The sequence below is a fragment of the Corallococcus caeni genome (assembly GCF_036245865.1).
GTDB lineage: Bacteria > Myxococcota > Myxococcia > Myxococcales > Myxococcaceae > Corallococcus > Corallococcus caeni.
In genome coordinates this window covers 1,265,469-1,291,411 of the sequence record NZ_BTTW01000001.1, presented here as the reverse complement: position 1 = coordinate 1,291,411, position 25,943 = coordinate 1,265,469, and the positions used below count along the sequence as shown (strand labels likewise).

22 protein-coding genes are annotated in these 25,943 nt (G+C 71.5%); 16 read left to right on the top strand and 6 right to left on the bottom strand.

The window, feature by feature from the left end; translation table 11 throughout:
* Window positions 1–9: 9 nt before the first annotated feature.
* The 6 genes from AABA78_RS05105 to AABA78_RS05080 form a co-directional block, all read right to left on the bottom strand.
* Window positions 10–2,085 carry a serine/threonine-protein kinase gene (locus tag AABA78_RS05105; RefSeq protein WP_338261892.1) on the bottom strand — a complete coding sequence of 692 codons (2,076 nt, stop codon included), beginning with the start codon at window positions 2,083–2,085 and terminating at the stop codon, window positions 10–12.
* Window positions 2,086–2,116: 31 nt separating this feature from the next.
* Window positions 2,117–2,458 (bottom strand): gamma-butyrobetaine hydroxylase-like domain-containing protein, encoded by a 342-nt coding sequence (locus AABA78_RS05100; protein WP_171417119.1) that lies wholly within the window; start codon window positions 2,456–2,458, stop codon window positions 2,117–2,119.
* Window positions 2,459–2,560: 102 nt separating this feature from the next.
* A complete protein-coding gene (locus AABA78_RS05095) occupies window positions 2,561–4,273 on the bottom strand; it encodes an HD domain-containing phosphohydrolase (protein ID WP_338261891.1) in 1,713 nt (570 codons plus the stop codon).
* Window positions 4,274–4,301: 28 nt separating this feature from the next.
* Window positions 4,302–5,162 (bottom strand): peptidoglycan-binding protein LysM, encoded by an 861-nt coding sequence (locus AABA78_RS05090; RefSeq protein ID WP_338261890.1) that lies wholly within the window; start codon window positions 5,160–5,162, stop codon window positions 4,302–4,304.
* Complete coding sequence (locus AABA78_RS05085; RefSeq protein ID WP_171417112.1) at window positions 5,159–5,569, bottom strand: FecR domain-containing protein; 411 nt, start codon at window positions 5,567–5,569, stop codon at window positions 5,159–5,161. Before AABA78_RS05085 ends, AABA78_RS05090 begins: the two co-directional genes overlap by 4 nt.
* 131 nt (window positions 5,570–5,700) lie before the next feature.
* A complete protein-coding gene (locus AABA78_RS05080; protein WP_120549650.1) occupies window positions 5,701–6,504 on the bottom strand; it encodes a carbon-nitrogen hydrolase family protein in 804 nt (267 codons plus the stop codon).
* Between the two features lie 210 nt (window positions 6,505–6,714).
* Between AABA78_RS05080 and rimP the strand changes: the two genes are divergently transcribed.
* The 16 genes from rimP to purB all read left to right on the top strand — a co-directional run bounded on the left by rimP (window position 6,715) and on the right by purB (window position 25,934).
* A complete protein-coding gene (gene rimP / locus AABA78_RS05075; protein WP_171417110.1) occupies window positions 6,715–7,200 on the top strand; it encodes a ribosome maturation factor RimP in 486 nt (161 codons plus the stop codon).
* A gap of 70 nt (window positions 7,201–7,270) precedes the next feature.
* Complete coding sequence (gene nusA / locus AABA78_RS05070) at window positions 7,271–8,971, top strand: transcription termination factor NusA (protein ID WP_338261889.1); 1,701 nt, start codon at window positions 7,271–7,273, stop codon at window positions 8,969–8,971.
* Window positions 8,972–8,988: 17 nt separating this feature from the next.
* On the top strand, window positions 8,989–9,285 hold the full coding sequence (locus AABA78_RS05065) for a YlxR family protein (RefSeq protein WP_338261888.1): 297 nt from the start codon (window positions 8,989–8,991) through the stop codon (window positions 9,283–9,285).
* A 120-nt stretch (window positions 9,286–9,405) separates the two neighbouring features.
* A complete protein-coding gene (gene infB / locus AABA78_RS05060; protein WP_338261887.1) occupies window positions 9,406–12,612 on the top strand; it encodes a translation initiation factor IF-2 in 3,207 nt (1,068 codons plus the stop codon).
* 150 nt (window positions 12,613–12,762) lie between these two features.
* Window positions 12,763–13,365: a DUF503 domain-containing protein gene (locus tag AABA78_RS05055; protein ID WP_171421123.1), complete on the top strand. Its 603-nt coding sequence runs from the start codon at window positions 12,763–12,765 to the stop codon at window positions 13,363–13,365.
* On the top strand, window positions 13,362–13,721 hold the full coding sequence (rbfA, locus tag AABA78_RS05050) for a 30S ribosome-binding factor RbfA (RefSeq protein WP_120523869.1): 360 nt from the start codon (window positions 13,362–13,364) through the stop codon (window positions 13,719–13,721). The genes AABA78_RS05055 and rbfA overlap by 4 nt, the downstream gene beginning before the upstream one ends.
* Before the next feature lie 10 nt (window positions 13,722–13,731).
* On the top strand, window positions 13,732–14,595 hold the full coding sequence (gene truB, locus AABA78_RS05045) for a tRNA pseudouridine(55) synthase TruB (protein ID WP_338261886.1): 864 nt from the start codon (window positions 13,732–13,734) through the stop codon (window positions 14,593–14,595).
* Window position 14,596: 1 nt separating this feature from the next.
* Window positions 14,597–14,926 (top strand): hypothetical protein, encoded by a 330-nt coding sequence (locus AABA78_RS05040; protein WP_171421125.1) that lies wholly within the window; start codon window positions 14,597–14,599, stop codon window positions 14,924–14,926.
* A gap of 125 nt (window positions 14,927–15,051) precedes the next feature.
* Complete coding sequence (rpsO, locus tag AABA78_RS05035) at window positions 15,052–15,321, top strand: 30S ribosomal protein S15 (RefSeq protein WP_014398807.1); 270 nt, start codon at window positions 15,052–15,054, stop codon at window positions 15,319–15,321.
* 405 nt (window positions 15,322–15,726) lie between these two features.
* Window positions 15,727–17,883, top strand: coding sequence for a polyribonucleotide nucleotidyltransferase (gene pnp / locus AABA78_RS05030; RefSeq protein ID WP_338261884.1), 2,157 nt, complete (start codon window positions 15,727–15,729; stop codon window positions 17,881–17,883).
* 445 nt (window positions 17,884–18,328) lie between these two features.
* On the top strand, window positions 18,329–19,126 hold the full coding sequence (locus AABA78_RS05025; RefSeq protein WP_338261883.1) for a hypothetical protein: 798 nt from the start codon (window positions 18,329–18,331) through the stop codon (window positions 19,124–19,126).
* 11 nt (window positions 19,127–19,137) lie between these two features.
* On the top strand, window positions 19,138–20,148 hold the full coding sequence (locus AABA78_RS05020; protein ID WP_338261882.1) for a M23 family metallopeptidase: 1,011 nt from the start codon (window positions 19,138–19,140) through the stop codon (window positions 20,146–20,148).
* Window positions 20,149–20,224: 76 nt separating this feature from the next.
* Window positions 20,225–20,680 carry a dUTP diphosphatase gene (dut, locus tag AABA78_RS05015; RefSeq protein ID WP_171411689.1) on the top strand — a complete coding sequence of 152 codons (456 nt, stop codon included), beginning with the start codon at window positions 20,225–20,227 and terminating at the stop codon, window positions 20,678–20,680.
* 114 nt (window positions 20,681–20,794) lie between these two features.
* Window positions 20,795–23,668, top strand: coding sequence for a protein kinase domain-containing protein (locus AABA78_RS05010; RefSeq protein WP_338261881.1), 2,874 nt, complete (start codon window positions 20,795–20,797; stop codon window positions 23,666–23,668).
* Window positions 23,665–24,624 (top strand): ABC transporter substrate-binding protein, encoded by a 960-nt coding sequence (locus AABA78_RS05005; protein ID WP_338261880.1) that lies wholly within the window; start codon window positions 23,665–23,667, stop codon window positions 24,622–24,624. The genes AABA78_RS05010 and AABA78_RS05005 overlap by 4 nt, the downstream gene beginning before the upstream one ends.
* Window positions 24,621–25,934, top strand: coding sequence for an adenylosuccinate lyase (gene purB / locus AABA78_RS05000; RefSeq protein ID WP_171411692.1), 1,314 nt, complete (start codon window positions 24,621–24,623; stop codon window positions 25,932–25,934). The genes AABA78_RS05005 and purB overlap by 4 nt, the downstream gene beginning before the upstream one ends.
* Window positions 25,935–25,943 lie beyond the last annotated feature (9 nt).

Sequence of the window (25,943 nt, the reverse complement as noted above, 5' to 3'; positions counted from 1 at the left end):
GGTGACGCGTCAGCGCCTGAGCTCCGCCTCCACGTCCGCCTTCTTGCCGCCCATGAACGAGCCCGTCCAGGCGCGGTAGCCCTTGAGCTTGAGCTGCACGGAGATGGAGCGCGAGGGGTAGGTGTTGTCCATCGCCAGCGGCGTCACGCCCACCTCCACGCCGTCCACCAGGACGGTGGCGCCGGGGGGCTCGCTGCGGATGGACAGCAGCGCCGTCGGAGCGCCGAGCGCGTGCAGCACCTGGGCCTCGTAGCGGGGCCACAGGTACAGCGTGCCCGCCGCGAGCACCGCCGCGACGCCGAACAGCGCCACCGCCAGGCCCCAGCGCCTGCGGGGACGGGAGGAGGCCACGGGCTCGAGCTCGTACGTCGTGCCCTCCGGACGGGGCGCGCGCGCCTCCAGCTCCAGGTCGCCCTGGCCCGCCTGACGGATGCTGGGCCGGTTCATCCGCTCGGACTCGTCCACGTCCGAGATGGACTGCGTGGCCAGGGCGGGCGCATTCGCCGGAGCCTGGGCCGCGGAGGAGGCCGCCGCATTCCCTGCGGCCGGCGAAGACTTCGCCCTCGCGGGTGCATTCGCTTGAGGCCGTGCGGACGCTGCGGACTCCGTCCCTCGCGCGGTCCCGGCCCCAGCGCCTGCCGCCGCCCGGGCCGGAGTCGCGCCCACCGGAGGCCGCGAAGGGCCTGGGCCCGCTCCTCGGGGAGCCACGGGCTCGGCGCCGGGCCACGCGGGCGCGCTCGCGGAGGCAGGGGCGGCGCCAGCGCCGTGTCCCGTCGCCGTCCCCGGTCCCGCGGTCTCAGGAGCCACGGGTGACGCGGTCGCGGAAGGCCCGCGCGTGCAGGACTCGCAGGGCGACTCAGGGGACTCCAGGGCCGAGCCACACAGCGCGCAGGTGTGGACCACGGCGCCGGACGCGGACAGCGAGACGCCTCCCACTGGCGGGCTCCATGGCTCCTCTTCCTCCGCCCCCACGGGGATGGCCGCCGCTGGCGCCCTCCACGGCGCGGACGCCACCGCGCCCGAAGCCGCGGCAGCCGCGCCGCCATAGGCCATCGTCACCGAGGCGGAGCCGGGCGAGGAGGGAGCCCGCCCCGGGGCCACGCCCTCGCGCGGCGCGGCGGACATCTCGAACGAAGCGGAGGTCGACGCCGGAGCCTCCGCCAGGGCGGCCCGGGCCACTTCCCCCACGGACATGGGCAGCCGCACTCCTCGAAGGAAGGTCGCCAGCGCATGCGACGACGCGGGCTCACCCGTCGTCGCCAGCCACCGCGCGAGCGCCTCCGACACGTCCTCCGGCTCCGGGAAGCGGCCCGCCGGGTCGCGCGACAGCATGCGCAGCACCAGCGTGGCCAGCGACGCCGGCACGTCCGGCAGCGACGCGGGCGCGCGGTTGAGGATGGAGTGCGCGACCGCCATCGGCTCCGCGGATCCGCCGAACGGGTGCTGCCCCGCGAGCATCTCCGCCAGCAGCGTTCCCAGCGAGAACTGGTCGCTCAGCGCCGTGGCCGGCTCGCCCCGGAGGACCTCCGGTGCCGCGTAGGGCACCTTGCCCTTGAACGCCCCGGGCTCCGTGCGCGACAGCCCCGCGAGCCGCGCGATGCCGAAGTCCGTGACCTTCACCTCGCCTTCGCGCGACACCAGCAGGTTGGACGGCGACACGTCCCGGTGGGCCGTCATCACCACCTGGCCGCCGTGCTGGCGCCGGTACGCGTGCTGCAGTCCCGCCTGGGCCTGGCTCGCGATGAACACCGCCAGGTGCGGAGGGATCCGCAGCCCCTGCCGCGTCACCGCGCGCATCAGCGCGCCCAGGTCCCAGCCGTCCACCAGCTCCATCACCAGGAAGAGCCCCTCGGCGCTCTCCCCCACGTCGTGCACGGTGACGATGTTCTGGTGCTGCAGCAGCATGGCCAGCCGCGCCTCGGAGACGAACATGTTCGCGATGTCCGTCTCGCGGGCCAGGTGCGGCAGCACGCGCTTGATGGCCACGGTACGCTCGAAGCCCTCCGCGCCCTTCGCCACTCCCAGGAACAGCTCCGCCATGCCTCCCGTGGCCAGCGGTTGCAGCAGCCGATAGCGCGACGTCACGAGGACCTCCGGAAAGGCGCGGTGGGGCGCATCACCCCTGCGACTGGGTGATGTCGCGCAGGTGCTTCCACGGGTAGATGCCCGTGTTGTGCTGGTCGCTGAAGACGAACGCGAGCGCGTAGTTGCCCACGGGCTGCATCTGCAGCACGCGCAGGTTCGCGGGCACCTGCGAGGGGTCCAGCGTGCGCTTCGCCGTCCACTCGTCCACGCACGCGGCGCACGGGCACTGCTGACGCAGCACCTGCGCGGTGGCGGTCGTCGTCGCGCCGTCGTCCCACGTCAGCGTCAAAGACTCGCCGTCCGCGGACAGCTTCGCATCCGTCGCGCTGACGGGCTTGGGCGCGGGCTTGATGCGATCCCAGAAGTTGCTCACCGGTCCACCTTCCAATGCTTGGGGCAGCAGCCCCTCCCTACCATCCTTCCGGCGGGGTGGGGTGGCTGCCGCGAAACCGGAAGGGGCCCGGGGCGCGGAGCTTCAGGAAGCCAGCTTGACGGGCTGCCGGTGGCCTTCCAGCCGCACGCCCCGCTGGGCCAGCACCGCGCGCAGGGCCAGGACCACCTTGGGGTCCAGCTGCGCGCCGCTCAGGTTGTCCAGGATCTCCATCGCCTTCTCCAGCGGCATGGCCTTCTGGTAGGGGCGCGTGGAGGTGCACGCGTCGAACGTGTCCGCGCACGCCACGATGCGCGCGAGCAGCGGGATGGACTCGCCCTTGAGCTTGTCCGGGTAGCCCGTGCCGTCCCAGCGCTCGTGGTGGTGGCGCACGCACGCGCGCACCGGGCCCAGGAACGTGACGGGGCCGATGATGGCGTCGCCGATGGCGGGGTGCTCGCGCATCGTCGCCATCTCCTGGTCGGTGAGGCGCGACTGCTTGCAGAGGATGTTCTCCGCGATGCCAATCTTCCCGATGTCGTGGAGGATGCCGCCGTACTGCAGCTGCCGCAGCTCGCGCTCGGTGAGCTTCAGCTCCTTGCCAATCTCCACCGCCACGTCGCCCACCCGCTGGCTGTGGCCGCGCGTGTACGCGTCCTTGGAGTCGATGGAGTTGGCCAGCGCGACGATGGTCTCCAGGTAGCCCTTCTCCAGGCTCTCGTAGAGGCCGCGCGTCTCCATGTCGTACGCCAGGAGCTGCTTGCTCATGTAGTTGAACGTCTGGGCCAGCTCCCCCAGCTCGTTCTTCTGCTTGAGGTGCACCTCCACGCCGAACTTGCCGCGCGCCAGCTCCAGCGACGTCGCGATGAAGGTCTTCAGCGGCTGCGTGAGGTTGCGGGAGAAGATGGCCGCCAGCACCAGCGCCACCAGGATGGCGCCGCCCAGGCCCAGGAGGATGCGCCGCTCCATGGTCTCCACCTGGCGGTAGGCGTGCTCCACCGGCTGCTCGGACACGATGGCCCAGCCCGCCTCCGGCAGCACCGAGTACGCGGACACCACCGCGTTTCGCCCCTCGCCGAAGTTGCCCACGTGGAACAGCTCCGTGTCGGGCGTGCCCTCGCGCTGCTTGAGCAGGTGCGCCAGCGGCAGCCGCTTCGACACGTCTTCGCCCACCGCGCCCAGGTCGCCGCCGCCGGTAATCAAGCGGCCGTGCCGGTCCGCCAGGTAAGCGAACCCCGTGCTGCCCACGCGCTCCTGCGCCAGCATCTGCCGCAGGCCCGCGAGCGTCAGGTCCGCGGCCATGTAGCCCTGCACCGGGTCGCCCACGGGGAAGGCCAGCGTCACCACCGGCCCGCCGCCGCCCTGGGGCGCCACCACGTCCGAGTAGCGCACCCCGGTGAGCCCCTCGTCGAGCAGCGCCCGCGCGCGCTCCTCGTGCTCCGCCACCGCGCTGGGCGCCATGTCGTGCACCGCGAAGGCCTGCAGTCCCGGCAGCCGCTGCTTGTCCGCGCCGAACACGGTGAGCGCCAGCACCTCCGGGCGCTGGTTGAGCACCGACGCGATGTGCAGCTTCTGCGTGTCGCGCGACAGGGTGAAGAAGCCGCCCGGCACGCTGGACAGCCCCACCACCATCTCCGTGGGGTCCTCCAGGAAGCTCTCCGCCTTGAGCCGCAGCTGCTTCACGCGCTCCTGCGCCAGCTCCTGCGCGTCGCGGATGAGCAGCTCCCGCGTATGGGACACCGACAACCAGCCCACCATCAGCGTGGGGATGATGCTGACCACCAGCATCAGGAGGAGGATGGCTTTGAAAAGTCGCACGGCGGTGGCTCCTCGCGCGGACAGGCGGCTACTTCTGCCAGCCGTCCTTCACCTTGACGTTGAGTTCGAGCGATTCCGCGGCCAGCTCGAAGCGCCGTGGCTGGGAGGGCAGGGACCGCCCCTGCTCCGGACTCACCGCCGTCACCGTCCAGCGATAACGGCCCGCGGGCAGCGGCGGCAACGTCCATTGCCGAGCAGCCTGCACGGAGCGCACCGGCGCCGGAGCCGCTCCGCCTTCCACGCCTTCCGCGACGACCTCCACCTCGTAGCGCGTGGCGCCCGCGACGGCGGTCCACGCCAGCGTCACCGGCCCCAGCAGGGCCCCGCTTCCGGTTCCGGACGAGGCCTTCAGCGTGAGCCGCGCCTTGTCCGCGGGCTGCGCCAGCTGCGGCGCGCCGGGCGGCTCCGGCAGCACGGTGCCCTGCTGCACGCGCACGGACTCGCCCTTCGCCAGCACGCGGGTGGCGTGCTGCGCCTCCACGGTGACGGGCGGGCCCTGCCGGTGGGTGACGGTGGTGGTGCCGCCGTCGTGGTCCACCTCCACCGTGAAGTTGGACGGCTGGGGCGGGTTGAGCAGCGCCCACGCCTCGTCCGCCTTGTGCAGCGCGTCCGCGTACCGGGCGGCCTGGTAGTGCTCTTCCGCGTCCTTGAGGCGGACCTCGGCCTCACGGCGGCGCGCATCGTCCGGCGCGGCCTTCACCGCCGCGCGCGACATCTCCAGCGCCTTGAGCGCCGTCTGCGGCTCCGTGCCGGGCGCCTTGCGCGGCCCCGGCGCCGTGGCGCTTCCGGGAAGGGGAGCGCCTTCCGGAGGCTCGCGCCCCACCGCCGGAGCGGTTGACGGCACCACGGACAGCCCCATCCACGCGCTGAGCCAGAGGGCGGCCTTCATTGGAATTCAATCTTCCTGCCCGCACGAACCGTGGCGGATGGGGTGGTGACGGACAGCGACTGGGTGGCCGGCTTCTCCAGGGTGGCGTCCACCCGTCCCCGGAGGACGGTGACGTCCGTCCGGAGCTTGCTTTCCGCGATGCCCACCAGGGAATCGCCTCCCAGGTGCAGGCTGCTGCCATTGGCGAACACCAGCTGGGCGCTGGCCCCGGCCTCGGTGCGGACCTTGTCGTTCTCGTAGAGGGGAAGCTCGTCGCGCGCGGGGCTCCACTCGTCCGCCACCGCGCGTTTGATCTGCACGTCCCCCGTCAGCTCCCGCAGATGCGCCCGGGGAACGGGCGGAGGCAGGGGCGCCTCGGTGGGCCCCCGGGGCTTCTCATCGGCGGTGCAGCCGGGAGGAAGGGCCATGAGTGCGACCGCGAAAAGCAGGGGAGGCCAGCGTCGTCCATTCACCAGAGGGGTCTTCCTGAAGGCCCACTCTAACCGGCAAAAGCCGCGCTGGAAGGGCCCCCCGCCCCATCCCATGCACGGGCGCCTGCCTAGTCCAGCCGCCTGTGCGCCAGGCACGGCAAATTCCGCCGGATGCGTGCCTGGAGCTCCGGATCCACCGGCGCCACCGCCAGCCCCTCGCCCTCGGAGGCCCGCGCCGTCACCAGGCCCCACGGGTCCACCACCATGGCGTGGCCGTACGTCAGCCGCTGCGCGGAGTGCCGCCCGCCCTGGGCCGGCGCCAGCACGTACGCCTGGTTCTCGATGGCGCGGGCGCGCAGCAGCACCTCCCAGTGGTCCTTGCCGGTCATCATCGTGAACGCCGCCGGCACCGCGAGCAGCGTCGCCCCGTCCTTCGACAGCCGCCGGTACAGCTCCGGGAAGCGCAGGTCGTAGCAGACGCTCATCCCCAGCCGGCCCACGGTCGTGTCCGCCGCCACCACCTCCGTCCCGGGGGCGACCGCGGCGGACTCCTGGTAGGTGGCCCCGTCGCCGACGTCCACGTCGAACAGGTGCATCTTCCGGTACACGGCCAGCCGGGCGCCGTCCGGGCCGAACAGGACGCTGGTGTTGTAGAGCCGGCCGCCGGGCGCTCCCTCCTCCAGGATGGAGCCGGCCAGCAGCGTCGTCTTCGTCCCCCGGGCCAGCTCCGCCATCCGGCTCAGGGTGGGGCCGTCCAGGCCCTCGGCGGCGGAGGGGCGCTCGGGCTCCGGACCCATCCAGGAGAAGTTCTCCGGCAGGCCCACCAGGTGGGCTCCCAGGGAGGCGGCCTGGCGCACGAGGCGCGTGGCCACGTCCAGGTTGTGGGCCTTGTCCGCGGTGGACACCATCTGGGCGGCGGCGATGAGGTGCATGGGGGCGTTATAATGCCACCGGCGTCACTCGGAACCCCTGGGAATCCTTCAATCCCGGGGGGCGTTTGACCCGGTGCCTCCGGGTGTGTCCTTCCTTTACACCCCGAGGGGGCGTGTGTTACGGACGCCCCGACATTTTTCGACGCATCACATTCGAAAAGTGGGCCGCCGTGCCCGCTTTTCGCGTTTTTGGAGACCCGTTTCCTGGCCATGGAGTCGAAGAACATCAAACAGACGGTGGAGGAGAAGGCAGCGTCGCTGCTGGACCCCATCGTGGCGAACGAAGGCCTGGAGCTCCTGGACGTGGAGTACGTCCGCGAGCGTGAGGGCTGGGTGTTGCGGCTGTTCATCGACAAGCCCGGTGGCCGGGTGGGACTGGAAGAGTGCTCCCAGGTGTCGCGCGCCGTGGATCCGGTGCTCGACGTGGAGGACTTCATCCCCCAGGAATACAACCTGGAGGTGTCCAGCCCCGGGGTGAACCGGCCCTTGAAGAAGCCGGCGCACTTCGAACGGGTGAAGGGGCAGAAGGTCAAGGTGAAGACCTTCGGCCCGCTGGGAGAGCCTCCGCGGAAGAACTTCAGCGGCACGCTCACCGATGTGGCGGCCGACGCCATCTCCGTGGACGTGGAAGGGGGCGGCGTCTTCGTCATCCCCTTCAAGGACATCGCCAAGGCCCATCTGGAGTTCGAGTTCTAGAAGCCCACATACAGGGGACCCTGTTCGCGCCAGGGCCGCCCGTGGACCCATTTTCGGAGAAGACAAAGCCATGCCCACGCCCGCCAACCCGGCAGTCAACCTCAACCTCGTCCTGGATCAGGTCGCCAAGGACAAGGGCATCGAACGGGCCGTGCTCATTGCCACCCTCGAGGACGCGATGAACACCGCGGCCAAGAAGCACTTTGGCCAGGACCGCAACCTGGAGGCCAAGTACGACCCGGACAAGGGCGTCGTGGAGCTCTTCCAGGCCATCACCGTGGTCGCGGAGATCACCGACCCCGTCCAGGCGGTCAACCAGATCACCATGGACGAGGCCCACAAGAAGGGCATGGAGGTGGAGCCCGGCGACGAGCTCGTCTTCCAGATCTTCTACCGGGACGAGGACGCCGCCGAGGCCAAGGCCCAGGACGACCAGTACGGCGACATCCTCCGCCTGAAGACCTTCCGCCGCGGCTTCGGCCGCATCGCGGCGCAGACGGCCAAGCAGGTCATCCTGCAGCGCACGCGCGACGCCGAGCGCGAGAACGTCTTCAACGAGTACAAGGACCGCAAGAACGAGATCGTCACCGGCATCGCCCGCCGGTTCGAGCGCGGCAACATCGTGGTGGACCTGGGCCGCGCGGAGGCCGTGCTGCCCGTGCGCGAGCAGGTCCCCCGTGAGACCTACCGCCCCGGCGACCGCGTCCAGGCCTACGTGCTGGACGTGCTGCGCGAGTCCAAGGGCCCGCAGATCGTCCTGTCGCGCGCGTCCGTGAACCTGCTCACCAAGCTCTTCGAGATGGAGGTGCCGGAGATCGCCGAAGGCATCGTCGTCATCGAGGCGGCGGCGCGTGAGCCCGGTGGCCGCGCGAAGATCGCCGTGTCCAGCCGCGACTCGGACGTGGACCCCGTGGGCGCGTGCGTGGGCATGAAGGGCAGCCGCGTGCAGGCGGTGGTGCAGGAGCTGCGCGGGGAGAAGATCGACATCGTCCCTTACGATGAAGACCCGGCCCGCTTCGTGTGCTCGGCGCTGGCCCCCGCGGAGGTCAGCCGCGTCATCATCGACGAGGCGAACCACGCGATGGAGCTCATCGTCCCGGACGACCAGCTGTCGCTGGCCATTGGCCGGCGCGGTCAGAACGTGCGCCTGGCCGCCCAGCTCACCGGCTGGAAGCTGGACATCAACAGCGAGAGCCGCGTGCGGGAGATGCGCGAGTTCGCCAGCCGCTCCCTGGGCGCCCTGCCGGGCGTCAACGAGATGCTGGTGGAGACGCTCTACGCGCACGGCTTCCGTCAGGCGCGCGACGTGGCGGACGCCAACGCGGAGATGCTGGCGCAGATCCCCGGCATCGACCCCACCCGCATCGCCTCCATGCAGGAGGAGGCCAAGAAGCGCATGGTGGAGGACCAGCAGGAGCTGTCGCGCATGGACTACGAGCGCGAGCAGGCCCGCCTGGCCGAGGCCCGCCGCCACCCGGACGAGCTGTCCCAGCCGGAGCGCATGGCGCGCGTGCGCGGCGTCGGGGAGAAGACCATCGAGCAGCTCATCCTCGCCGGCTACCGCACGGTGGAGGACATCGCGAACGAGAAGGACCTCACCCGCCTGGGCGACGTGCCGGGGGTGGGCATCAAGAAGGCCCGCCAGCTGAAGAGCGCGGCGGAGAACTACCTGGTGGAAGAGGCCAAGCTGCGCGCGGAACTGAACGCGGAGCGGGGGCTGCTGGCGTCGGCTGGCGGCTCGGAGGGCGCGGAAGCGGCCAAGGCACCGTAACCACAGGGGGTAGGGAGATGCGCCGCGCAACGAAACGGCCGGGGACACATCCCATGGAAATCACGGCGTCAGGTCCCGTCCGGACCTGCGTCGGGTGCGGGTCGCGCAAGTCACAGGCGGAACTCACCCGGTTCGTGGTAGGTCCCCAGGGCGGCGTGGTGGCGGACAGGCGGCGGAGGCTGCCAGGGCGGGGGGCGTACCTGTGCGGTGCCGGTTGTCTGACGGCAGCGCTCAAGCGTAAGGCGCTGGGCAGGGCCTTCCGGGGCAAGGCGGGGCAGGTCGACCCGTCAGCGCTCGGACAGGCTTGGGAGTGAGGGCGGGTGGGTGGAGAGGTTGCGGGGAGAGGTGGCTGTTAAGCACCACTCGCACACAATTTCGGCTTTGGACTAGGGTGCTCGGCCTCGTCGCTGGCGGAGCAGAAGGCCAATCAAGGTATGTCGAAGAAGCGCGTTCACGAAATCGCCAAGGAGCTCAAGAGCCACGGGATTGAGCTCGACAACAAGGAGGTCGTGACCGAGCTCGCCGGGCTGGGTTACGACGTCAAGAGCCACTCGTCCTCTCTGGATGACGACCAGGCCACCGCCGCGGTCCAGAAGATCCTGGACAAGCGCAAGCCGAAGCAGGCCGCGCCTCCCGTCGCCGCCAAGGGCTTCGTGGTGCGCCGCAAGGTCGGGCCTCCCGCGGGCATGTCCGCCCCGGAGAGCCAGGACTCCTACGCACAGTCGAACGAGCAGGCCTACGAGCCGGAGCCCGCGCAGGAGCCGCAGGCCGCTCCCATGGAGCAGGAGCCGCAGCAGGCCCCCGCCGCCATGGAGCAGGCGCCCGCCGCCACGGAGCAGGCACCCGTGGCCCGGACTCCGGAGGCGCCGGCCGTGACGGCCACGCCGCCGGAAGCCACCGTCGCAACCATCGCGGCCGCCCCGGAGGCGCCTGCCGCGCCCGAGGCTCCGGCCACCCCGCCTGTTGCCGCAACCGCCACCCCGCCCGTGACGCCGCCTTCCACCCCGCCTCCCGCGGCCGTGGTGGAGACGCCCCGGGCCGCCGAGCCGACCCCGGCCACGGCGACACCGCGCAGTCCTACGCAGGAGAGTCCCCGCTTGCCCAACCCCCCTCAGCGCTCGCCGGTCCCGCCCACCGCACGGACGCCTTCTTCCACGTCGACGTCCGCGACGGTCATCTCCCGAGGTCCCGGCTACGTGCAGCGTCCGGGTTCCACGGGCGGGCGCCCTGGTGGGCCGCCGGGCAGCCGTCCGGGTGGTCCTGGGGGTCCTGGCAGCCGTCCGGGTGGTCCTTCCGGGCCGGGCAGCCGTCCTGGCGCGCCCATGCAGGGCCGTCCGGGCTCGCCGCCCATGCAGAGCCGGCCGGGAGCGCCCATGCAGGCGCGTCCGGGTCAGACGGGGCCGGTGCGTCCGTCCTCGCCCCCCACGGCCGGTGGCACCGGGGCTCCGGTGCAGCCGAGCGGCCCGACCATCATGGTCGGCGGCGTCCCGCACGCCCAGGTCGCGCCCACGCCGGGCGCCCAGGCCCGCCCCACGGCCACCCAGGCCGTGGTGATTTCGCGCCCGCTCATCCAGGTCCGCCGCGTCACGCCCACCACGACCCAGGCCAAGCAGTACCCCATGGCCCCGGGCCGCACGGCGCTCGGCACGGAGAAGCGCGAGTACAAGGTCGTCCCGGATCACCTGGGCCGCGGCCGCGAGCTGGTGGACGTCTCCAAGAACAAGGAGCGTGGCCAGCGCAAGCGCACGGGTCCTGAGACGACCAGCGTCTCGAAGCAGGAGCTGTCGGACATGGTCTGGGGCCGCATCCAGATCCCCATCCGCGGCAAGAAGCGCAAGCCCACGAAGAAGGGCGCCAAGACGCAGATCACCCAGATGGCCGAGGAGAAGAAGGTCATCAAGCTCCAGGAGGGCATCAGCGTCTCCGACCTGGGTCAGCGCATGGGCATCCGCACCGCGGAGCTCATCAAGAAGCTGATGGCCATGCAGAAGATGGCCACGGCGAACCAGATCCTGGACGCCGACACCGCGGAGCTCATCGCCACCGACTACCACTGGAAGGTCGAGCGCGTCGGCTTCGAGGTGGAGGACTACCTGCCGGAGGTCGCGGCCAAGGCGGAGGACGAGCGTCCCCGTCCGCCGGTGGTCACCATCATGGGCCACGTCGACCACGGCAAGACGAGCCTCCTGGACGCCATCCGCCAGGCCAGCGTGGCCGCGGGCGAGGCGGGCGGCATCACCCAGCACATCGGCGCGTACAGCGTGTCCACCGCGCGCGGCGACGTCACGTTCCTGGACACCCCGGGCCACGAGGCCTTCACGTCCATGCGCGCCCGTGGCGCCAACGTGACGGACATCGTGGTGCTGGTGGTGGCCGCGGACGACGGCGTGATGCCCCAGACCATCGAGGCCATCAAGCACGCGAAGCAGGCGGAGGTGCCCATCGTCGTCGCCATCAACAAGATGGACGTCCCGGGCGCCAACCCCGACCGCGTGAAGAAGGACCTCGCGAGCCAGGAGCTGGTGCCGGAAGAGTGGGGCGGCGACACCATCATGGTGCCCGTCTCCGCGAAGACGAAGATGAACCTGGATCTCCTCCTGGAGAACCTGGCGCTGCAGGCGGAGGTCCTCGAGCTGACGGCGAATCCGTCCCGTCCGTCCGTGGGCGCCATCGTGGAAGCGAAGCTGGAGCGTGGCCGCGGTCCCGTGGCCACGGTGCTGGTGCAGGAGGGCACGCTCAAGCTGGGCGACGCCATCGTCACCGGCACGCACTACGGCCGCGTCCGCGCCATGAACAACAGCCGCGGCGAGGCAGTGAAGGAAGTGAAGCCGGGCTACTGCGCGGAGGTCGTCGGCCTGTCCGGCGTGCCCACCGCGGGTGACGCCATCAACGTCGTCTCCGACGAGAAGGCGGCCAAGCAGATCGCCGACCACCGCGGCATGAAGGAGCGGCAGGCGGAGCTCAGCAAGGTCAGCCGCGAGTCCCTGGACCAGCTCTTCGCCAAGACGAAGGCGGGCGGCGGGCCCAAGGAGCTGCGCGTCATCATCAAGGCGGACGTGCAGGGCTCCGCGGAGGCCGTGCGCCAGGCGGTCGAGAAGCTCACCACGCACAAGGTGCGGGTGGTCATCATCGACGCGGGCGTGGGCGCCATCACGGAGACCGACGTCATGCGCGCCGCCGCTTCCAAGGGCGTCGTGCTGGGCTTCAACGTGAAGCCGGAGTCGGGCTCGGAGGCCGCGGCCAAGGCGCAGCAGGTGACGCTGCAGAGCTACTCCATCATCTACGAGCTCATCGACGGTGTGCGCTTGGAGATGGAGAACCTCCTGGAGCCCATCCGCACCGAGCGCAAGCTGGGCCGTGCGGAGGTGCGCAACACCTTCAACGTGCCGAAGCTGGGCACCATCGCTGGCGCGGCCGTCCTGGACGGCGTGATGAAGCGCGGCTCGTTCGTGCGCCTCATGCGCGAGAACAAGCAGCTCTTCTCCGGGAAGATGGCGTCGCTGCGCCGCTTCAAGGACGACGTGAAGGAAGTCGCGCAGGGCTTCGAGTGCGGTATCGGCATCGAGAACTTCAACGACCTCAAGGCCGGCGACATCATCGAGGCCTACGAGATCGAGGAGACCCGGCAGAGCCTCTCGTAAGCCGGAGAGACAGCGCCTCTCGTCATCCTGGAGAGGCGCACTCGACGGACCCCGGGGAAGGCCCCACCTTTCCCGGGGGATGGACGACGCGTCGGTGGGGCCCTGGCGGGGATGGAGCGCTCAGGGCCGCTGCCGGCCTGGGGGACCTCTATGTTCGTCGGTGTCGCACGCCTCACCCTCCAGATTCCGGAGAGCGCCTCGCTGAAGTCCAAGCGGCAGGTGCTCCGCCGGGTGACGGACCGGGTGAAGGCCCGCTTCAACGTGGCCGTCGCCGAAGTGGACGACCAGGACCTCTGGCAGAAGGCGTCCGTGGCCCTGGCCGTCGTGGGCAACGAGCGTCCGCACGTGGATGAGCAGTTGGAGAAGATCATCCACTTCATCGAAGAGATGTACGTCGCACCGCTGATGGCCCGGGAGACGGAGATCCTCGCCTTCGGGGACACGCTCTACTCCGACAAGAAGCCCACGGGCTTCCGCGCCCCGGCGAAGGTGCCGGCGCCGGAGGACGAGGACGCCCACCTGTCCCCCGAGGACGCGCACGCGCACTCGGAGGCGGCCATCGCCCGGTTCCTGCGCAGCGACCGTTCGCTGGCGGAGGCGGAGGGGCTGGGCTCGTGGGACCAGCGGCACGAGGGCGCGGGCCCCGGGCCCGGGACGTCCCGCCCCACGGGTGAAGGTGGAACCTTGACGCTGGACGACGCGCGGGCGAAGGCCCGGGCGCTGCGCAACCCGCGAGATTGGGAGAAGAAATGACGACGCATGCACGACCCGAGCGCGTGGGGCAGGAAATCCAGGCGGCCATCGGTGCCCTGCTGACGCGGGGAGAGTTGCGCGACCCGCGCATCGGCTTCATCACCATCACCGGCGTGAAGGTGTCGCCGGACCTGCGGGTGGCGAAGGTGTTCTATTCGATGCTGGGCACGGACCAGGAGAAGGCGGACACGCAGAAGGGCCTGGAGGCGGCCAAGGGCTTCGTGCGCCGCGAGGTGACGTCCGCGGTCAACCTGCGCGTGTCGCCGGAAATCTTCTTCGCCTTCGACGCTTCGGTGGGCGAGGGCGATAAGATCGACCGGCTCCTGCGCGAGGTGCGCGGCAAGGAAGGCTGGTAGGCCCCGCTTCATGGACGGCGTTCTCGTCATCGACAAGCCCCTGGGTCCCACGTCCTTCGACGTGGTCCGCCAGGTGCGCGGCCTGCTGAAGGTGAAGAAGGCGGGCCACACGGGCACGCTGGACCCCATGGCCACCGGCGTGCTGCCGGTGTGCCTGGGTGAGGCCACCAAGGTCGCCGGCATCATCACGGAGGGCGACAAGGCCTATGACGCCGTGGTGCGGCTGGGCGTGGAGACGGACACCCAGGATGCCCAGGGCAAGCCGACGGCGGAGGCCCCGGTGCCCCCGCTGACGGCCCCGCTGCTGGAGGCGGTGCTCGCACGCTTCCGGGGCACCTTCGAACAGGTGCCGCCCATGTACTCGGCGGTGAAGGTGGCCGGGAAGCGGCTGTACGAACTGGCGCGCGCCGGTGAAGAGGTGGAGCGGGCCAGCCGCACCGTCACCGTGCATGAGCTGGTGCTGCGCGACTTCTCCGCGGACCGGCTGACGCTGTCGGTGCGGTGCACCAAGGGCTTCTACGTGCGCACGCTGGCGTACGACCTGGGCCGCGCGCTCGGCTGCGGGGCGCACCTGGAGGCGCTGCGGCGCACGATGAGCGGCCCCTTCACCCTGGCGCGCGCGCTGCCGCTGGGGGACCTGGCGTCCCTGTCGCGCGAGGCCGTGGAGGCGCGGCTGGTGTCGCTGGCGGACTCGCTGACGGACCTGCCCGCCGTCCGGGTGAACGCGGACGAGGCGCGGCGCGTCCTGCACGGCGTCCCCGTGGAGGTCGCCCCCGTGCCGGGCCGCGTGCGGGTGCTGGGCCCGGATGACGCGCTGCTCGCCATGGCGGAAGTGGTGGGCGGGCGGCTGCGCTACCTGCGGGTGTTCAACTGAAGTGGCCACCCGCACCCATGACATCTCCGTGAGCGTGGCCCCGGCCCTCCGGGGCGCCTTCGACGGGCGGCGCGAGCTGTCCCTGGGCGTCCCCGCCGCGGCGGGCATTGGCGACGTGGTGGAGGCGCTCCTGCGGCTGTACCCGCGCACCCGGCAGCTGCTGGCGGGCGACGGCGGCGAGCCGGGGGGCCTGTACCTGCACGTGGCCCTGGACGAGGCGTCCGCCCGGGAGCTGTCCCCGGGCGGGGGCGGAATGCCGGGCGGCTGCCGGTTGTACGTCTTCGCACTGTCACGGCCCCCGAAGGGCGGACGGACGGGCGGCGAAGGTTGACCCTCCAGGGGGTGAAGCTTATAAGCGGCCCGCTCGTTAGAAGGACCATGAGGCCGGGTCTGTACCCCTCCGCGGACCCAGGCGGCACGAGCGGTCACCCCGGAGCGGGATTCAGGAAGAAGCCCATGTCGTTGCATCAGGAACGCAAGAGCGAGCTGGTCACGAAGTTCCGCACCCACGAGTCCGACACCGGCTCGCCCGAGGTGCAGGTGGCGCTGCTGTCCGAGCGTATCAACATGCTCACCGAGCACTTCAAGACCCACAAGAAGGACCACCACTCCCGCCGCGGTCTGCTGAAGCTGGTCGGTCAGCGCCGCCGCATGCTGGACTACCTCAAGTCCAAGGACGTGGCCCGCTACAAGAAGCTCATCGAGGGCCTCGGCATCCGCAAGTAGTCCTCGAGAAGTCCCCGGGGCGCTGGCACACCACCAGCGCCCCGTGCATTTGGGCAGCACGCAGCACGGTTTGCAGAACAGAAGCGCGGAACATGGGCGAAGGAGTGGGCGAGGGAGAGGTGGAGGCGGGCTCTTTTGGTTTCCGTTCAGACCGGCCGACCTGAAGTCCTGGGGTGGGCGGGTGTGATCAGGGATCAAGAGGTCTGGTCCATCCCTCCGGCGCTCCGCAACGGAGCCCGTTTCCGCAGTACAGGCAGCGTTCGTCTGGCATGTGCCTGCTTCAGGCCCTGGCGACCGCTCAATCCCAGAGGGCCCCTTTACGGGCGGCTCCTGCCCCACGCACGTGGGCGGGCCGCGGCTGTCAAAGGGTCCTCGCACGCGAAGCAGGCACAGAGGCCACACGACATGTTGAAGAAGAGCGTCAAGATTGGTGAGAACGAGCTGAGCATCGAGACGGGCCGTCTGGCCAAGCAGGCCGACGGTTCCGTGGTGGTCCGCTACGGCGACACCATGCTGCTCGTCACCGCGGTGAGCGCGCGGGAGAAGAAGGACGTCGACTTCCTGCCCCTCACGGTGGAGTACCAGGAGAAGCTGTACTCGGCGGGCCGCATCCCGGGCAGCTACTTCAAGCGCGAGGGCCGCCTGACGGAGAAGGAGACGCTGGCCTCCCGTCTGGTGGACCGCTCCTGCCGTCCGCTGTTCCCGGAAGGCTACGCCTACGAGACGCAGGTCATCGCATCCGTCATCTCCGCGGACCCGGAGAACGAGGGTGACATCCACGGCATCACCGGCGCCTCCGCGGCGCTGTGGGTGTCGGACATCCCGTTCAACGGCCCCATCGCGGGCATCCGCGTGGGCCGCGTGGGCGGCCAGTTCGTGGCGAACCCCACCGCCAAGCAGCGCGAGCAGAGCGACCTGGACCTCGTCATGGCGGTGAGCCGCGAGGCCATCGTGATGGTGGAGGGTGGCGCGGAGGAGGTCAGCGAGGCGGACATGGTGGCGGCGCTGGAGTTCGGCCGTCAGAACGCCCAGCCCGCGCTGGACCTGCAGGACCAGCTGCGCACGGAGCTGAAGAAGCAGGTCCGCGCCTACGACAAGCCCGCCACCATCGACGAGGGGCTGCGCAACCAGGTCCGCGCCCTGGCGATGGAGGGCGTGAAGGCCGGCTACGCCATCAAGGAGAAGGCGGCCCGCTACGACGCGCTCTCCAAGGTGAAGAAGGCGGCGATCGCTGCGCTCAAGGAGAAGATGGGCGCGGAGTTCACCCCGCAGGTGGAGAAGCACGCCAAGCAGGTCATCGAGGACCTGAAGTACGACCACATGCGTGAGCTCACCGTGAACGGTGGCCGCATCGGTGACCGTCCGCACAACGTGGTGCGCTCCATCACCAACGAGGTGGGCGTGCTGCCCCGCACGCACGGCAGCGCGGTGTTCACCCGCGGCGAGACGCAGGCGCTCGTGGTCGTCACGCTGGGCACCAGCGAGGACGAGCAGCGGCTGGAGCTGCTGAGCGGCCAGGCCTTCAAGCGCTTCATGCTGCACTACAACTTCCCGCCGTTCAGCGTGAACGAGACCAAGCCCCTGCGCGGCCCCGGCCGTCGCGAGGTGGGTCACGGCGCCCTGGCGGAGCGCGCGCTGCGCAACATGATTCCCGCCAGCGACTCGTTCCCCTACACGGTGCGTCTGGTGTCGGAGATCCTCGAGTCCAACGGCTCGTCCTCCATGGCGTCCGTGTGCGGTGGCACGCTGGCGCTGATGGACGCGGGCGTGCCCATCAAGGCGCCGGTCGCTGGCATCGCCATGGGCCTGGTGAAGGAGGGTGAGAAGATCGCCATCCTGTCGGACATCCTCGGTGACGAGGACCACCTGGGCGACATGGACTTCAAGGTCTGCGGCACGTCCAAGGGCATCACGTCCATCCAGATGGACATCAAGATCACCGGCCTCACCACGGAGATCATGAGCCGCGCGCTGGAGCAGGCGCGTCAGGGCCGCGAGCACATCCTGGCGGAGATGGCGAAGACGCTGAGCGCTCCGCGCAAGGAGATCAGCCAGTTCGCGCCGCGCATCACCACCATCCAGATCCGTCCGGAGTTCATCAAGAACGTCATCGGGCCGGGCGGCAAGGTGATCAAGGACATCATCGCGCGCACGGGCGCGGCCATCAACATCGAGGACACCGGCCGCGTGGACATCGCCAGCGCGAACGGCGAGGCGGTGAAGGCGGCCATCGCGATGATCCAGGCGCTCACGCGCGAGGCGGAGATCGGGAAGATCTACACGGGCACCGTCCGGAAGATCGCCGAGTTCGGCGCCTTCGTGGAGCTGTTCCCGGGCACCGACGGCCTCATCCACATCTCCGAGCTGTCCGACAAGCGCGTGAAGAGCGTGTCGGACGTGCTGAGCGAGGGCGACGAGGTGCTGGTGAAGGTCGTCAGCATCGACAAGACGGGCAAGATCCGCCTGTCCCGCAAGGAGGCCATGGCCGAGCGCACCGCCGCGCAGGGCACGCCCCCGGCCGCGGCCGCCGCCCCGGCGGCGACGCCGGACGCGAAGGCCTGAGTCCGGCCCCCGCGTAGCGGCCCTCCCTGAAGGAAGGCCGCTTCCGGAAAGCGCCCCGTCTCCTCCCGCCTCCGGGCGCGAAGGGGCGGGGCGTTGTCGTTGCGGGCAGGGGGCCGGCCTCCGGAGGCGCACCGCGAGAACCTGTCCGACAGTCGGACCCGTTGGGAACTCCGGGGCTGGAGGGTGGCGGCTCCCCCCGCGCGGCGGAAACCTGTCCGACAGTCGGACCCGTTGGGAGCCCCGGGGCTGGAGGGTGGCGGGTCCCCCCGCGCAGCGGAAACCTGTCCGACAGTCGGACCCGTTGGGACGGCTTCGGCGGAAGGTGGGCCGTGGGGATGCCCGGGGCCTGGTTCCGAATCGCGCGGTGTTTTCGTCCTGGGCGGCGGGAGGCTTAAAACCCCGGGAGGGCTTCCCGCGTTGATGGGGGACCGCCCGGAGGCGCTCCATGCCGTCCTACCCATCCAGCTCCTCGGAGCCTTCGAGCAGCTTCCTCACGGACGTGTCCCGGTTCCTGGGGGCGTTCCGCTGGGCGTTCATGCCGCTGGGCCTGCTCGCGTTGGTCGCGGTGGGCGTGCACGCGGCGGCGGACACGCTGGATGACCGGCTGCTCACGGTGGTGGACCGGCTGGACTCCGCGTTCGATGCGTGGGTGGGCCAGTTCCCCGCGACCGCGTCCCTGGTGGACTGGGTGTCGCTGGAGACGCGCACCCGGCTGGCGCGGGCCCTGGCACTCGGCTGGGAGCTGGCGGCGGACCTGCTCCTGGCGCTGCCCGCGCTCGGCTACCGCGAGGTGGAGGCTTCCCGGCCCGTGGAGCCGTGGCGGCCGGTGACGGCGTCCGCTCCGGAGTCCTCCTCGTGGAAGGCGCTGTTGCGGCGCTGTCTGCGGCGGCCCACGCCGATGCGGTGGGTGCGGCCGCTGGCCACCGCGGGCGTGGTGCTCGCGGGCGCGTGCACGGTGGCGCGGCTGGTCCAGGGCACGGTGTACCTGTCGTGGCGGCCGCTCTTCGGCGACGTGGCCTCGGACTGGGCGGCCCGGGGACTGGCGGTGGCGGCGCTGTGCGGCGTGAGCGTGTCGCTGGGCTGGCGCGCGGTGCTGCGCAACCTCCAGCACGCGGACGCGGCGTGTGAAGCGGCGGGCCCCCGGCGGGCGTGGACTCGCGGGCTCGTGGGGTGCCTGCTGGTGGCGCCCCTGGGCCTCGCGGCGGCGTGGGACGCGGCCCCGGTGCTGTCCTTCCTGCGCTGAGGCCCTGACGCATGTTCGCTCGACGCGCCCGGGGACTGCTGGACTTCACCTTCGCGCTCCTGTGCGTGTGGTGCGCGTACCACCACACGCCCGCGGGCGCGCTGCTGCGGCGCGCGGGGGCCTGGGCCTTCCACACGCGCACCACGGCCCGGCCGCTGCTCGCGTACTACGACGGCGTGAGCGGCACGGCGGTGCCCGTGCCGGACGCGCTGCCCGCCGCGATGCTCACGCGCGTGCCCACGAGCGCGGAGGCGCTGGCGTGGGGAACGCACTCGGCGCTGAAGGCCCTGGACCCGAAGGCCCGCGAGCCCGCGCTGGCCCTGGCCCGCGAGGAGGGCATTGCTCCGGAGACGCTGGTGGATCCGGTGCGCGGCCCGGCGGCGACGCGGCGGCTGATGGACGCGCTCGCCGCGGACTTCCCGTCGGAGGAGGCGCGGGTGACGGCGGTGTTCGCCGGGCGGGTGCCCGCGCGCTTCGCGCTGCAGCGGGTGGACGCGGAGGGCGGGGCGCTGAGCCTGGAGCGCCTGGCGAAGCAGCTACCGCCGGGCTTCGAGGGCTCCTCCGTGGGCGCGGCGCAGGCGCTGGCGCTGTCCACGGCGCTGATGCTCGGGTGGCCGGTGGCCGAGAGCGCTCCCGTGACGAGCCCCTTCGGCTACCGCGTCCACCCCACGCTGCGCACGCGCCGGATGCACACCGGGGTGGACCTGGCGGTGCGCTCGGGCACGACGGTGACGGCGGTGGCCGCTGGCGTGGTGCGCCGCGCGAGCGAGGACTCCGTCAACGGCCGCGTGCTGGTGCTGGACCACGGGCGGGGCGTGACGACGGCGTACTGCCACAACTCCGAGCTCCTGGTGAAGCCGGGCACGCGCGTGGTGAAGGGGCAGGCCATCGCGCTGTCCGGCAGCACGGGCCGGTCCACCGGGCCGCACCTGCACTACCAGCTGGAGCTGGCCGCGCGGCCGGTGGACCCGTTCGGGTTCCGCACCGCCCTGCGCGTGGCGGACGGCGCGACCGAGCTGTGAGGGCAGGGGCCACACGACCCGTGACGTCGGGGCCAGGAAATGGAGGGGGGGAGGGGTGCGTGGTACGGCAGGAGGCATGGACCCCACGCTGACCGTCCCCGTGCGCCGGGTGCGCTCGCATCCGGACCCGCTGCCCCTGCCCCGCTACGAGACGGAGCTGGCGGCCGGGTTGGACCTTCGGGCCGACATCGACGGGGAGCGGGTGCTCCAGCCCCTGGAGCGGATGGCGGTGCCCACGGGGCTGGCGTTCGCGCTCCCCCCGGGCTTCGAGGGGCAGGTGCGGCCCCGCTCGGGGCTGGCGCTGCGACATGGGGTGACGTGCCTCAACTCTCCCGGGACGGTGGACGCGGACTACCGGGGGGAGGTGCAGGTGCTGCTCGTGAACCTGTCCAACACTCCCTTCACCCTGCGTCGGGGCGACCGGGTGGCCCAGCTGGTGGTGGCCCCGGTGACGGCCACGGCGCTGCGCGAGGTGGACGTGCTGGAAGTGACTTCCCGGGGTGACAACGGTTTCGGGTCCACGGGCCGCTGACGGCCCGGTGCGCAACGTCGTTCCTCAACGGCTCCGGAGCGGGCAGAATGGAGGCCCCCGGCCGTCCGCCGGGAAGGCCGCCCCCCCGCGGCCCTGTTCCGGAGTTTCACTGCTTTGCTCTGCTACCGCTGCGGCAGCCACGTCCCCGATACGAGTGAAACCTGCGCCACGTGTGGCCAGAAGCTGGACGCGGCCGCGCGTCAGGCCGCGGGGGCCGCGCGCCGGAAGGGAGCGGAGGGCGCGCCCTACAGGCCGGGCGACGTCGTCGCGGACCGCTACGCCATCCAGGAGGTCGTCGGGTCGGGGCCGCTGGGCTTCGTCTTCCGCGCGCAGGACCAGGCCATCGACGTGGAGGTGGCGCTGAAGGTCATCCAGCCCCGGCTGGTGCAGCAGCCGGAGGAGCGCACGCAGTTCGCGCTGTCCATGCGGGTGGGCAAGAAGCTCAACCACCCCAACCTGGTGCGCGTGTACGAGGAGGGCGTGGACGGGGACCGGCCCTTCTTCACGATGCAGCTGCTGGAAGGGCTCACGCTGCGCCGGATGATGGAGCAGCGCGCGGCGAAGGGGCAGCTGTTCTCGCTGAAGGAAGTGGAGCCGCTGCTGGCGCAGATGGCGGCGGCGCTGGACGGGGCGCACCGCTTCGGGCCGCACTCGGACGTGAAGCCGGAGAACGTCTTCGTCCTGCCGGACATGCTGAAGGTGTCGGACTACGGGCTGGGGCTCGCGGTGCCGCACCTGCCCTTCGTGCAGGCGCAGAAGGGGCACCGGGCGGCGGCGTACATCGCTCCCGAGTACGTGAATGGCGCGGAGCTGGACACGCGCATGGACGTGTACTCGCTGGGCGTGTTGATGGGCGAGATGGTGACGGGGCTCCTGCCGGAGGACGGCGGCGTTCCCGAGGTGTCGGTGCGGCATCCGGACCTGCCGCCCGCGTTCGAGTCCCTCTACCGGCGCGCGCTCAACCCGAACCCCCTGGCCCGTCCGAAGTCGGGCGGCGAGCTGCACGCGGAGTTCTCCGCGCTGGTGCAGCGGCATCCGGCCGCGGCGTCGAGGCAGCGCGCGGTGCCTGCGTCGGGGGCGCTGCCCGCGGCCGTGGTGGCCGCGAGGGCGGCGAGCAAGCCGCTGCCGCCGGTGCCCACGGGCATGTTGCCGGTGGCGACCGCGCCCACGCCGGCCGCGCCCATCCCGGCGCGGGAGGAGGAGCCTCCACCGGATGCGACGCAGCCGCTGGACGCCGCGACGCTGGCGGCCATCCTGGGCTCCAACGCGCAGGCGCTGGACTACATCACGGGGCCTGAAGCGCGCTCCGTGTCCGACGCCGCGACGCAGCAGGAGATGCGCGCGGTGGCCCCGGCGGGACGCAGGGGCGCGGAGGCGGCGCAGGACCCACGGCTGCTGGGCCAGGCCCCCGACGCGGCGACGCAGCAGGAGGCGCGGGCGGCCTCGCGCGCGGGCGATGAACCGCGAGCGGCTCCGGCCAAGGCCGCCGAGCCGGTGATGCGCATCTTCGCCAAGGCGGAGGAGCCGTCGTTCCCGGCGGATCCGCGTGGGGCCCGCTCCGCGGAGGGCGCGGCCGAGGGCCGGTCCTCGGGCCGTGGCGGTGATGCCGCTGGCGATGGACGCGGTGGCCGTGCTTCGGAGTCGGGTGGGGGGCGCGGTGAGGCATCGGCCAGCGACGCGCGCTCCAGCGGCCGTGGCGAAGCCGCTGTCGGTGAAGGCCGCTCCGGTGGCCGGGGTGAAGCGTCCAGCGAAGGGCGCTCCAACGGTCGCGGTGAAGCCGCGTCCAGCGATGGGCGCTCCGAAGGGCGCTCCAACGGTCGTGGTGAAGCGTCCAGCGACGGTCGCTCCGGTCGCGGTGCGGACGCTTCCGACGGCCGGTCCAGCAATCGCAACTCGGATGCATCCGCCACGGAGTCACGGTCCGGCCGGGGTTCCGATGACGACGAGCCTTCTGAGTCCCGTTCCTCCAGCCGCGGTGGCCGCAACCCCCGGGCCTCGGGGGCGGTGTCGTCGGTGAACGCTCGCGGCCCCCGGGCGTCGGCGGCCCAGGGCGCGGTCCGCTCCTCCGGCGCTCAGAGCGAGAACTCCTCGGCGGGACGCCCGCGCAAGGGCGAACCCCCTCCTGACGTGTCGGGTGTCCGCTCCTCGGCGCGCCGGCTGCCGCCCTCGGTGTCCGGGCTGCACACGCTTCCCACGACGCGGGCCACGCAGGCGAAGCCGGCCCGCTCCGGCCCCAGCTCGATGATGTGGATGATCATCCTCGCGGTGGCCGGCGTCGTGCTGGGCGCGGGCGGTGGCTACCTCTACCTGCGCGTGCGTCAGGCCCAGGCCGCGAAGAACAGCCCCACGCCCGCCATGCCCGGCGCGACCGCCGCGGCGGGCGGCATCATGGCCGCGGACCACTGTCCGGACGGCATGAAGCTGGTGAGCGGCGGCAGCTTCAAGAAGGGCGCGTCCCCGGAGGACCTCCAGGCGTCCGGCTCCACCGACGAGATGCGCATGGACAGCGTCATGGTGGACTCGTTCTGCGTCGACGAGTTCGAGTTCCCCAACCAGTCCGGCCGCAAGCCTCGCGTCAACATGACGTGGCTCGACGCGAAGTCCAGCTGCGAGGGCATCGGCAAGCGGCTGTGCTCGGAGGACGAGTGGGAGAAGGCCTGCAAGGGCCCCGGCAACGCGCGCTTCTCCTCCGGTGACGAGCAGGCGCAGACGGCCTGCAACACCGGAACGACCGACGGCACCACGCGAGCCCTGGCGTCCTCCGGGGCACATCAGGCCTGCCGCTCCGGCTACGGCGCGGTGGACCTGTCCGGCAACGCCGCCGAGTGGACCGCCTCCAACTACCCCGACACCGAGGACCGGCTCATCAAGGGCGGCGCCTTCAACACGCCTGGCGACACCGCCCGGTGCGCCGCGCGCCGGCGGGGGGCCGTGTCGCTGAAGGCCCCGGACGTGGGCTTCCGCTGCTGCCAGAACGTGCTGCGATGACGACCCTCCGGAGGCTCGCGCTCCTCACGCTCCTCCTGCCCGCTGTCGCCCTCGCGCAGGCCACGCCGCGCAGTCCTGCCCGGCCCCGCGTGGTGGCCGTGAAGTCCTCGAGCCTGGCGCCGTACGCCTCCTTCCTCGCCGGCTTCGCGTCCGAGGCCCGCGCGGACGTCACCGAGCTGACCCTGGAGGAGAGCCCCACGGAGGCCGCGCGCGTCTTCAAGTCGCTGGCCGCGCAGAAGCCCGCGCTGGTGCTGGCCCTGGGACCGCTGGCCGCCAACGCCGCGCGCCGCTCGCTGGGCGAGGACGTGCCCGTGCTGTTCGCCATGGTGCCGTACCACGAGAAGTACGGCCTGGAGGCGCCCAACGTCACCGGCATCGCGCTCACCAGCGACTTCGGACCGGAGCTGGCCGCGCTCAAGGCCGTGGCTCCCGCGGCGAAGCGCGTGGGCATCCTGCATGACCCGCGCTCCTCGGCGGGCGCGGTGGCGCAGGCCCGCTCCGCTGGCGCGGCCCTGGGCCTCACCATCGTCCCGCTGGCCGTGGAGGCGCAGGAGCGGGTGGGCGAGGTGCTGGAGGGCGCGGCGGGGAAGGTGGACGGGCTCTTGATGGTTGCGGACAAGACCGTGGGCAACGCTTCCGTCGTCCAGGCGCTCATCGCCTTCAGTGCCTCCCGCAAGGTGCCGCTGGTGGCGCTCACGGCCAGCCAGGTGAAGGAGGGCGCGACGCTGGCCCTCGCGCCAGCCCCGCTGGCGCTCGGTCAGCAGGCGGGGAGGCTGGCCAACCGAATCGTCCACGAGAAGGTCGACCCCGGCGCGCTGGCGGTGGCGCGGCCCGAAGGCCTGGACCTCTCGTTCAACCTCACCGCCGCGAAGAAGTCAGGTCCGTCCTGTGACGTCGCGCTGGAAGTGCTCCGGTTCGCGGCGCGCCGGGACTTTGCCGTGAAGGTCTACGAGTGATTCCACGCTACAGCCGTCCCGAAATGGCCTCCCTCTGGTCCGACGTCGCCCGCTACCGCCGCTGGCGCGACGTGGAGCTCGCCGCGCTGGAGGGCATGGTCGCGCAAGGCCTCGCCCCCAAGGACGCGCTGGCGGACTGCCTCGCCCGCGCCGGTGACTTCACCGAGGCGGACGCCGCGCGCATCGAGGAGATTGAACGCACCACCAAGCACGACGTCATCGCCTTCCTCACCTTCGTGGAGGAGCGCGTGGGGCCCAGCGCCCGCTGGCTGCACCTGGGTATGACGTCCTCGGACGTGCTGGACACGTCGCTGGGGCTCACCCTGCGCGACAGCGTGGACCTGCTCCTGAAGGGCATGGACCGCGTGATGGCCGCGGTGGAGAAGCGCGCCTTCGAGCACAAGCACACGCTGCAGATGGGCCGAAGCCACGGCATCCACGCGGAGCCCATCACCTTCGGGCACAAGCTGGCCATCTGGTACGACGAGCTGCGCCGGGGCCGCACGCGCCTCGTGCACGCGCGCGACACCATCGCCGTGGGGAAGATTTCCGGCGCGGTGGGCACGTTCGCGCACCTGCCGCCGTCGGTGGAGGAGCACGTCTGCCAGAAGCTGGGCCTGAAGCCCGCGCCCGCCTCCAGCCAGGTGGTGCAGCGCGACCGGCACGCGGAGTTCTTCACCGCCATCGCCCTCGTCGGCGCGAGCCTGGAGAAGTTCGCCGTCGAAATCCGCCACCTCCAGCGCACGGAGGTTCGCGAGGCGGAGGAGCCCTTCACGCCGGGACAGAAGGGCAGCAGCGCCATGCCGCACAAGCGCAACCCCATCCTGTCGGAGAACCTCACGGGGCTCGCGCGCCTGTTGCGCGGCTACGCGGTGAGCGCCATGGAGGACGTGGCGCTGTGGCACGAGCGGGACATCTCGCACTCGTCCGTGGAGCGCGTGATTGGCCCGGACGCCACCGTCCTCCTGGACTTCATGCTCCACCGCTTCGCGGGCCTGGTGGAGAACATGCGCGTCTACCCGGAGCAGATGAAGAAGAACCTGGACCTGCTGGGCGGCGTGGTGAACTCGCAGCGGCTCCTGCTGGAGCTGGCGCGCAAGGGCATGGACCGGCAGGCCGCGTACGTCGTCGTCCAGCGCAACGCGATGCGGATGTTCGAGGAGGGCGTGGACTTCCGGCAGGCCCTGCTGAACGACGCGGACCTGCTCAAGATGATGACGCCCGAGGAGGTCTCCGACTGCTTCTCCCCGGGCTACCACACGCGCCAGATGGACGCGGTGTTCCAGCGCGTCTTCGGCCGCGCCAGCTGAAAAGCCGCG

Coding starts and splice junctions, on each gene's coding strand:
- AABA78_RS05090 (WP_338261890.1), bottom strand. CDS start 5,162: ATGAAGGCCGCCCTCTGGCTCAGCGCGTGGATGGGGCTGTCCGTGGTG.
- dut (WP_171411689.1), top strand. CDS start 20,225: ATGGACCCCACGCTGACCGTCCCCGTGCGCCGGGTGCGCTCGCATCCG.
- pnp (WP_338261884.1), top strand. CDS start 15,727: ATGTTGAAGAAGAGCGTCAAGATTGGTGAGAACGAGCTGAGCATCGAG.
- rbfA (WP_120523869.1), top strand. CDS start 13,362: ATGACGACGCATGCACGACCCGAGCGCGTGGGGCAGGAAATCCAGGCG.
- nusA (WP_338261889.1), top strand. CDS start 7,271: ATGCCCACGCCCGCCAACCCGGCAGTCAACCTCAACCTCGTCCTGGAT.
- AABA78_RS05080 (WP_120549650.1), bottom strand. CDS start 6,504: ATGCACCTCATCGCCGCCGCCCAGATGGTGTCCACCGCGGACAAGGCC.
- AABA78_RS05025 (WP_338261883.1), top strand. CDS start 18,329: ATGCCGTCCTACCCATCCAGCTCCTCGGAGCCTTCGAGCAGCTTCCTC.
- AABA78_RS05065 (WP_338261888.1), top strand. CDS start 8,989: ATGCGCCGCGCAACGAAACGGCCGGGGACACATCCCATGGAAATCACG.
- rpsO (WP_014398807.1), top strand. CDS start 15,052: ATGTCGTTGCATCAGGAACGCAAGAGCGAGCTGGTCACGAAGTTCCGC.
- rimP (WP_171417110.1), top strand. CDS start 6,715: ATGGAGTCGAAGAACATCAAACAGACGGTGGAGGAGAAGGCAGCGTCG.
- infB (WP_338261887.1), top strand. CDS start 9,406: ATGTCGAAGAAGCGCGTTCACGAAATCGCCAAGGAGCTCAAGAGCCAC.
- AABA78_RS05020 (WP_338261882.1), top strand. CDS start 19,138: ATGTTCGCTCGACGCGCCCGGGGACTGCTGGACTTCACCTTCGCGCTC.
- AABA78_RS05085 (WP_171417112.1), bottom strand. CDS start 5,569: ATGGCCCTTCCTCCCGGCTGCACCGCCGATGAGAAGCCCCGGGGGCCC.
- AABA78_RS05005 (WP_338261880.1), top strand. CDS start 23,665: ATGACGACCCTCCGGAGGCTCGCGCTCCTCACGCTCCTCCTGCCCGCT.
- AABA78_RS05055 (WP_171421123.1), top strand. CDS start 12,763: ATGTTCGTCGGTGTCGCACGCCTCACCCTCCAGATTCCGGAGAGCGCC.
- truB (WP_338261886.1), top strand. CDS start 13,732: ATGGACGGCGTTCTCGTCATCGACAAGCCCCTGGGTCCCACGTCCTTC.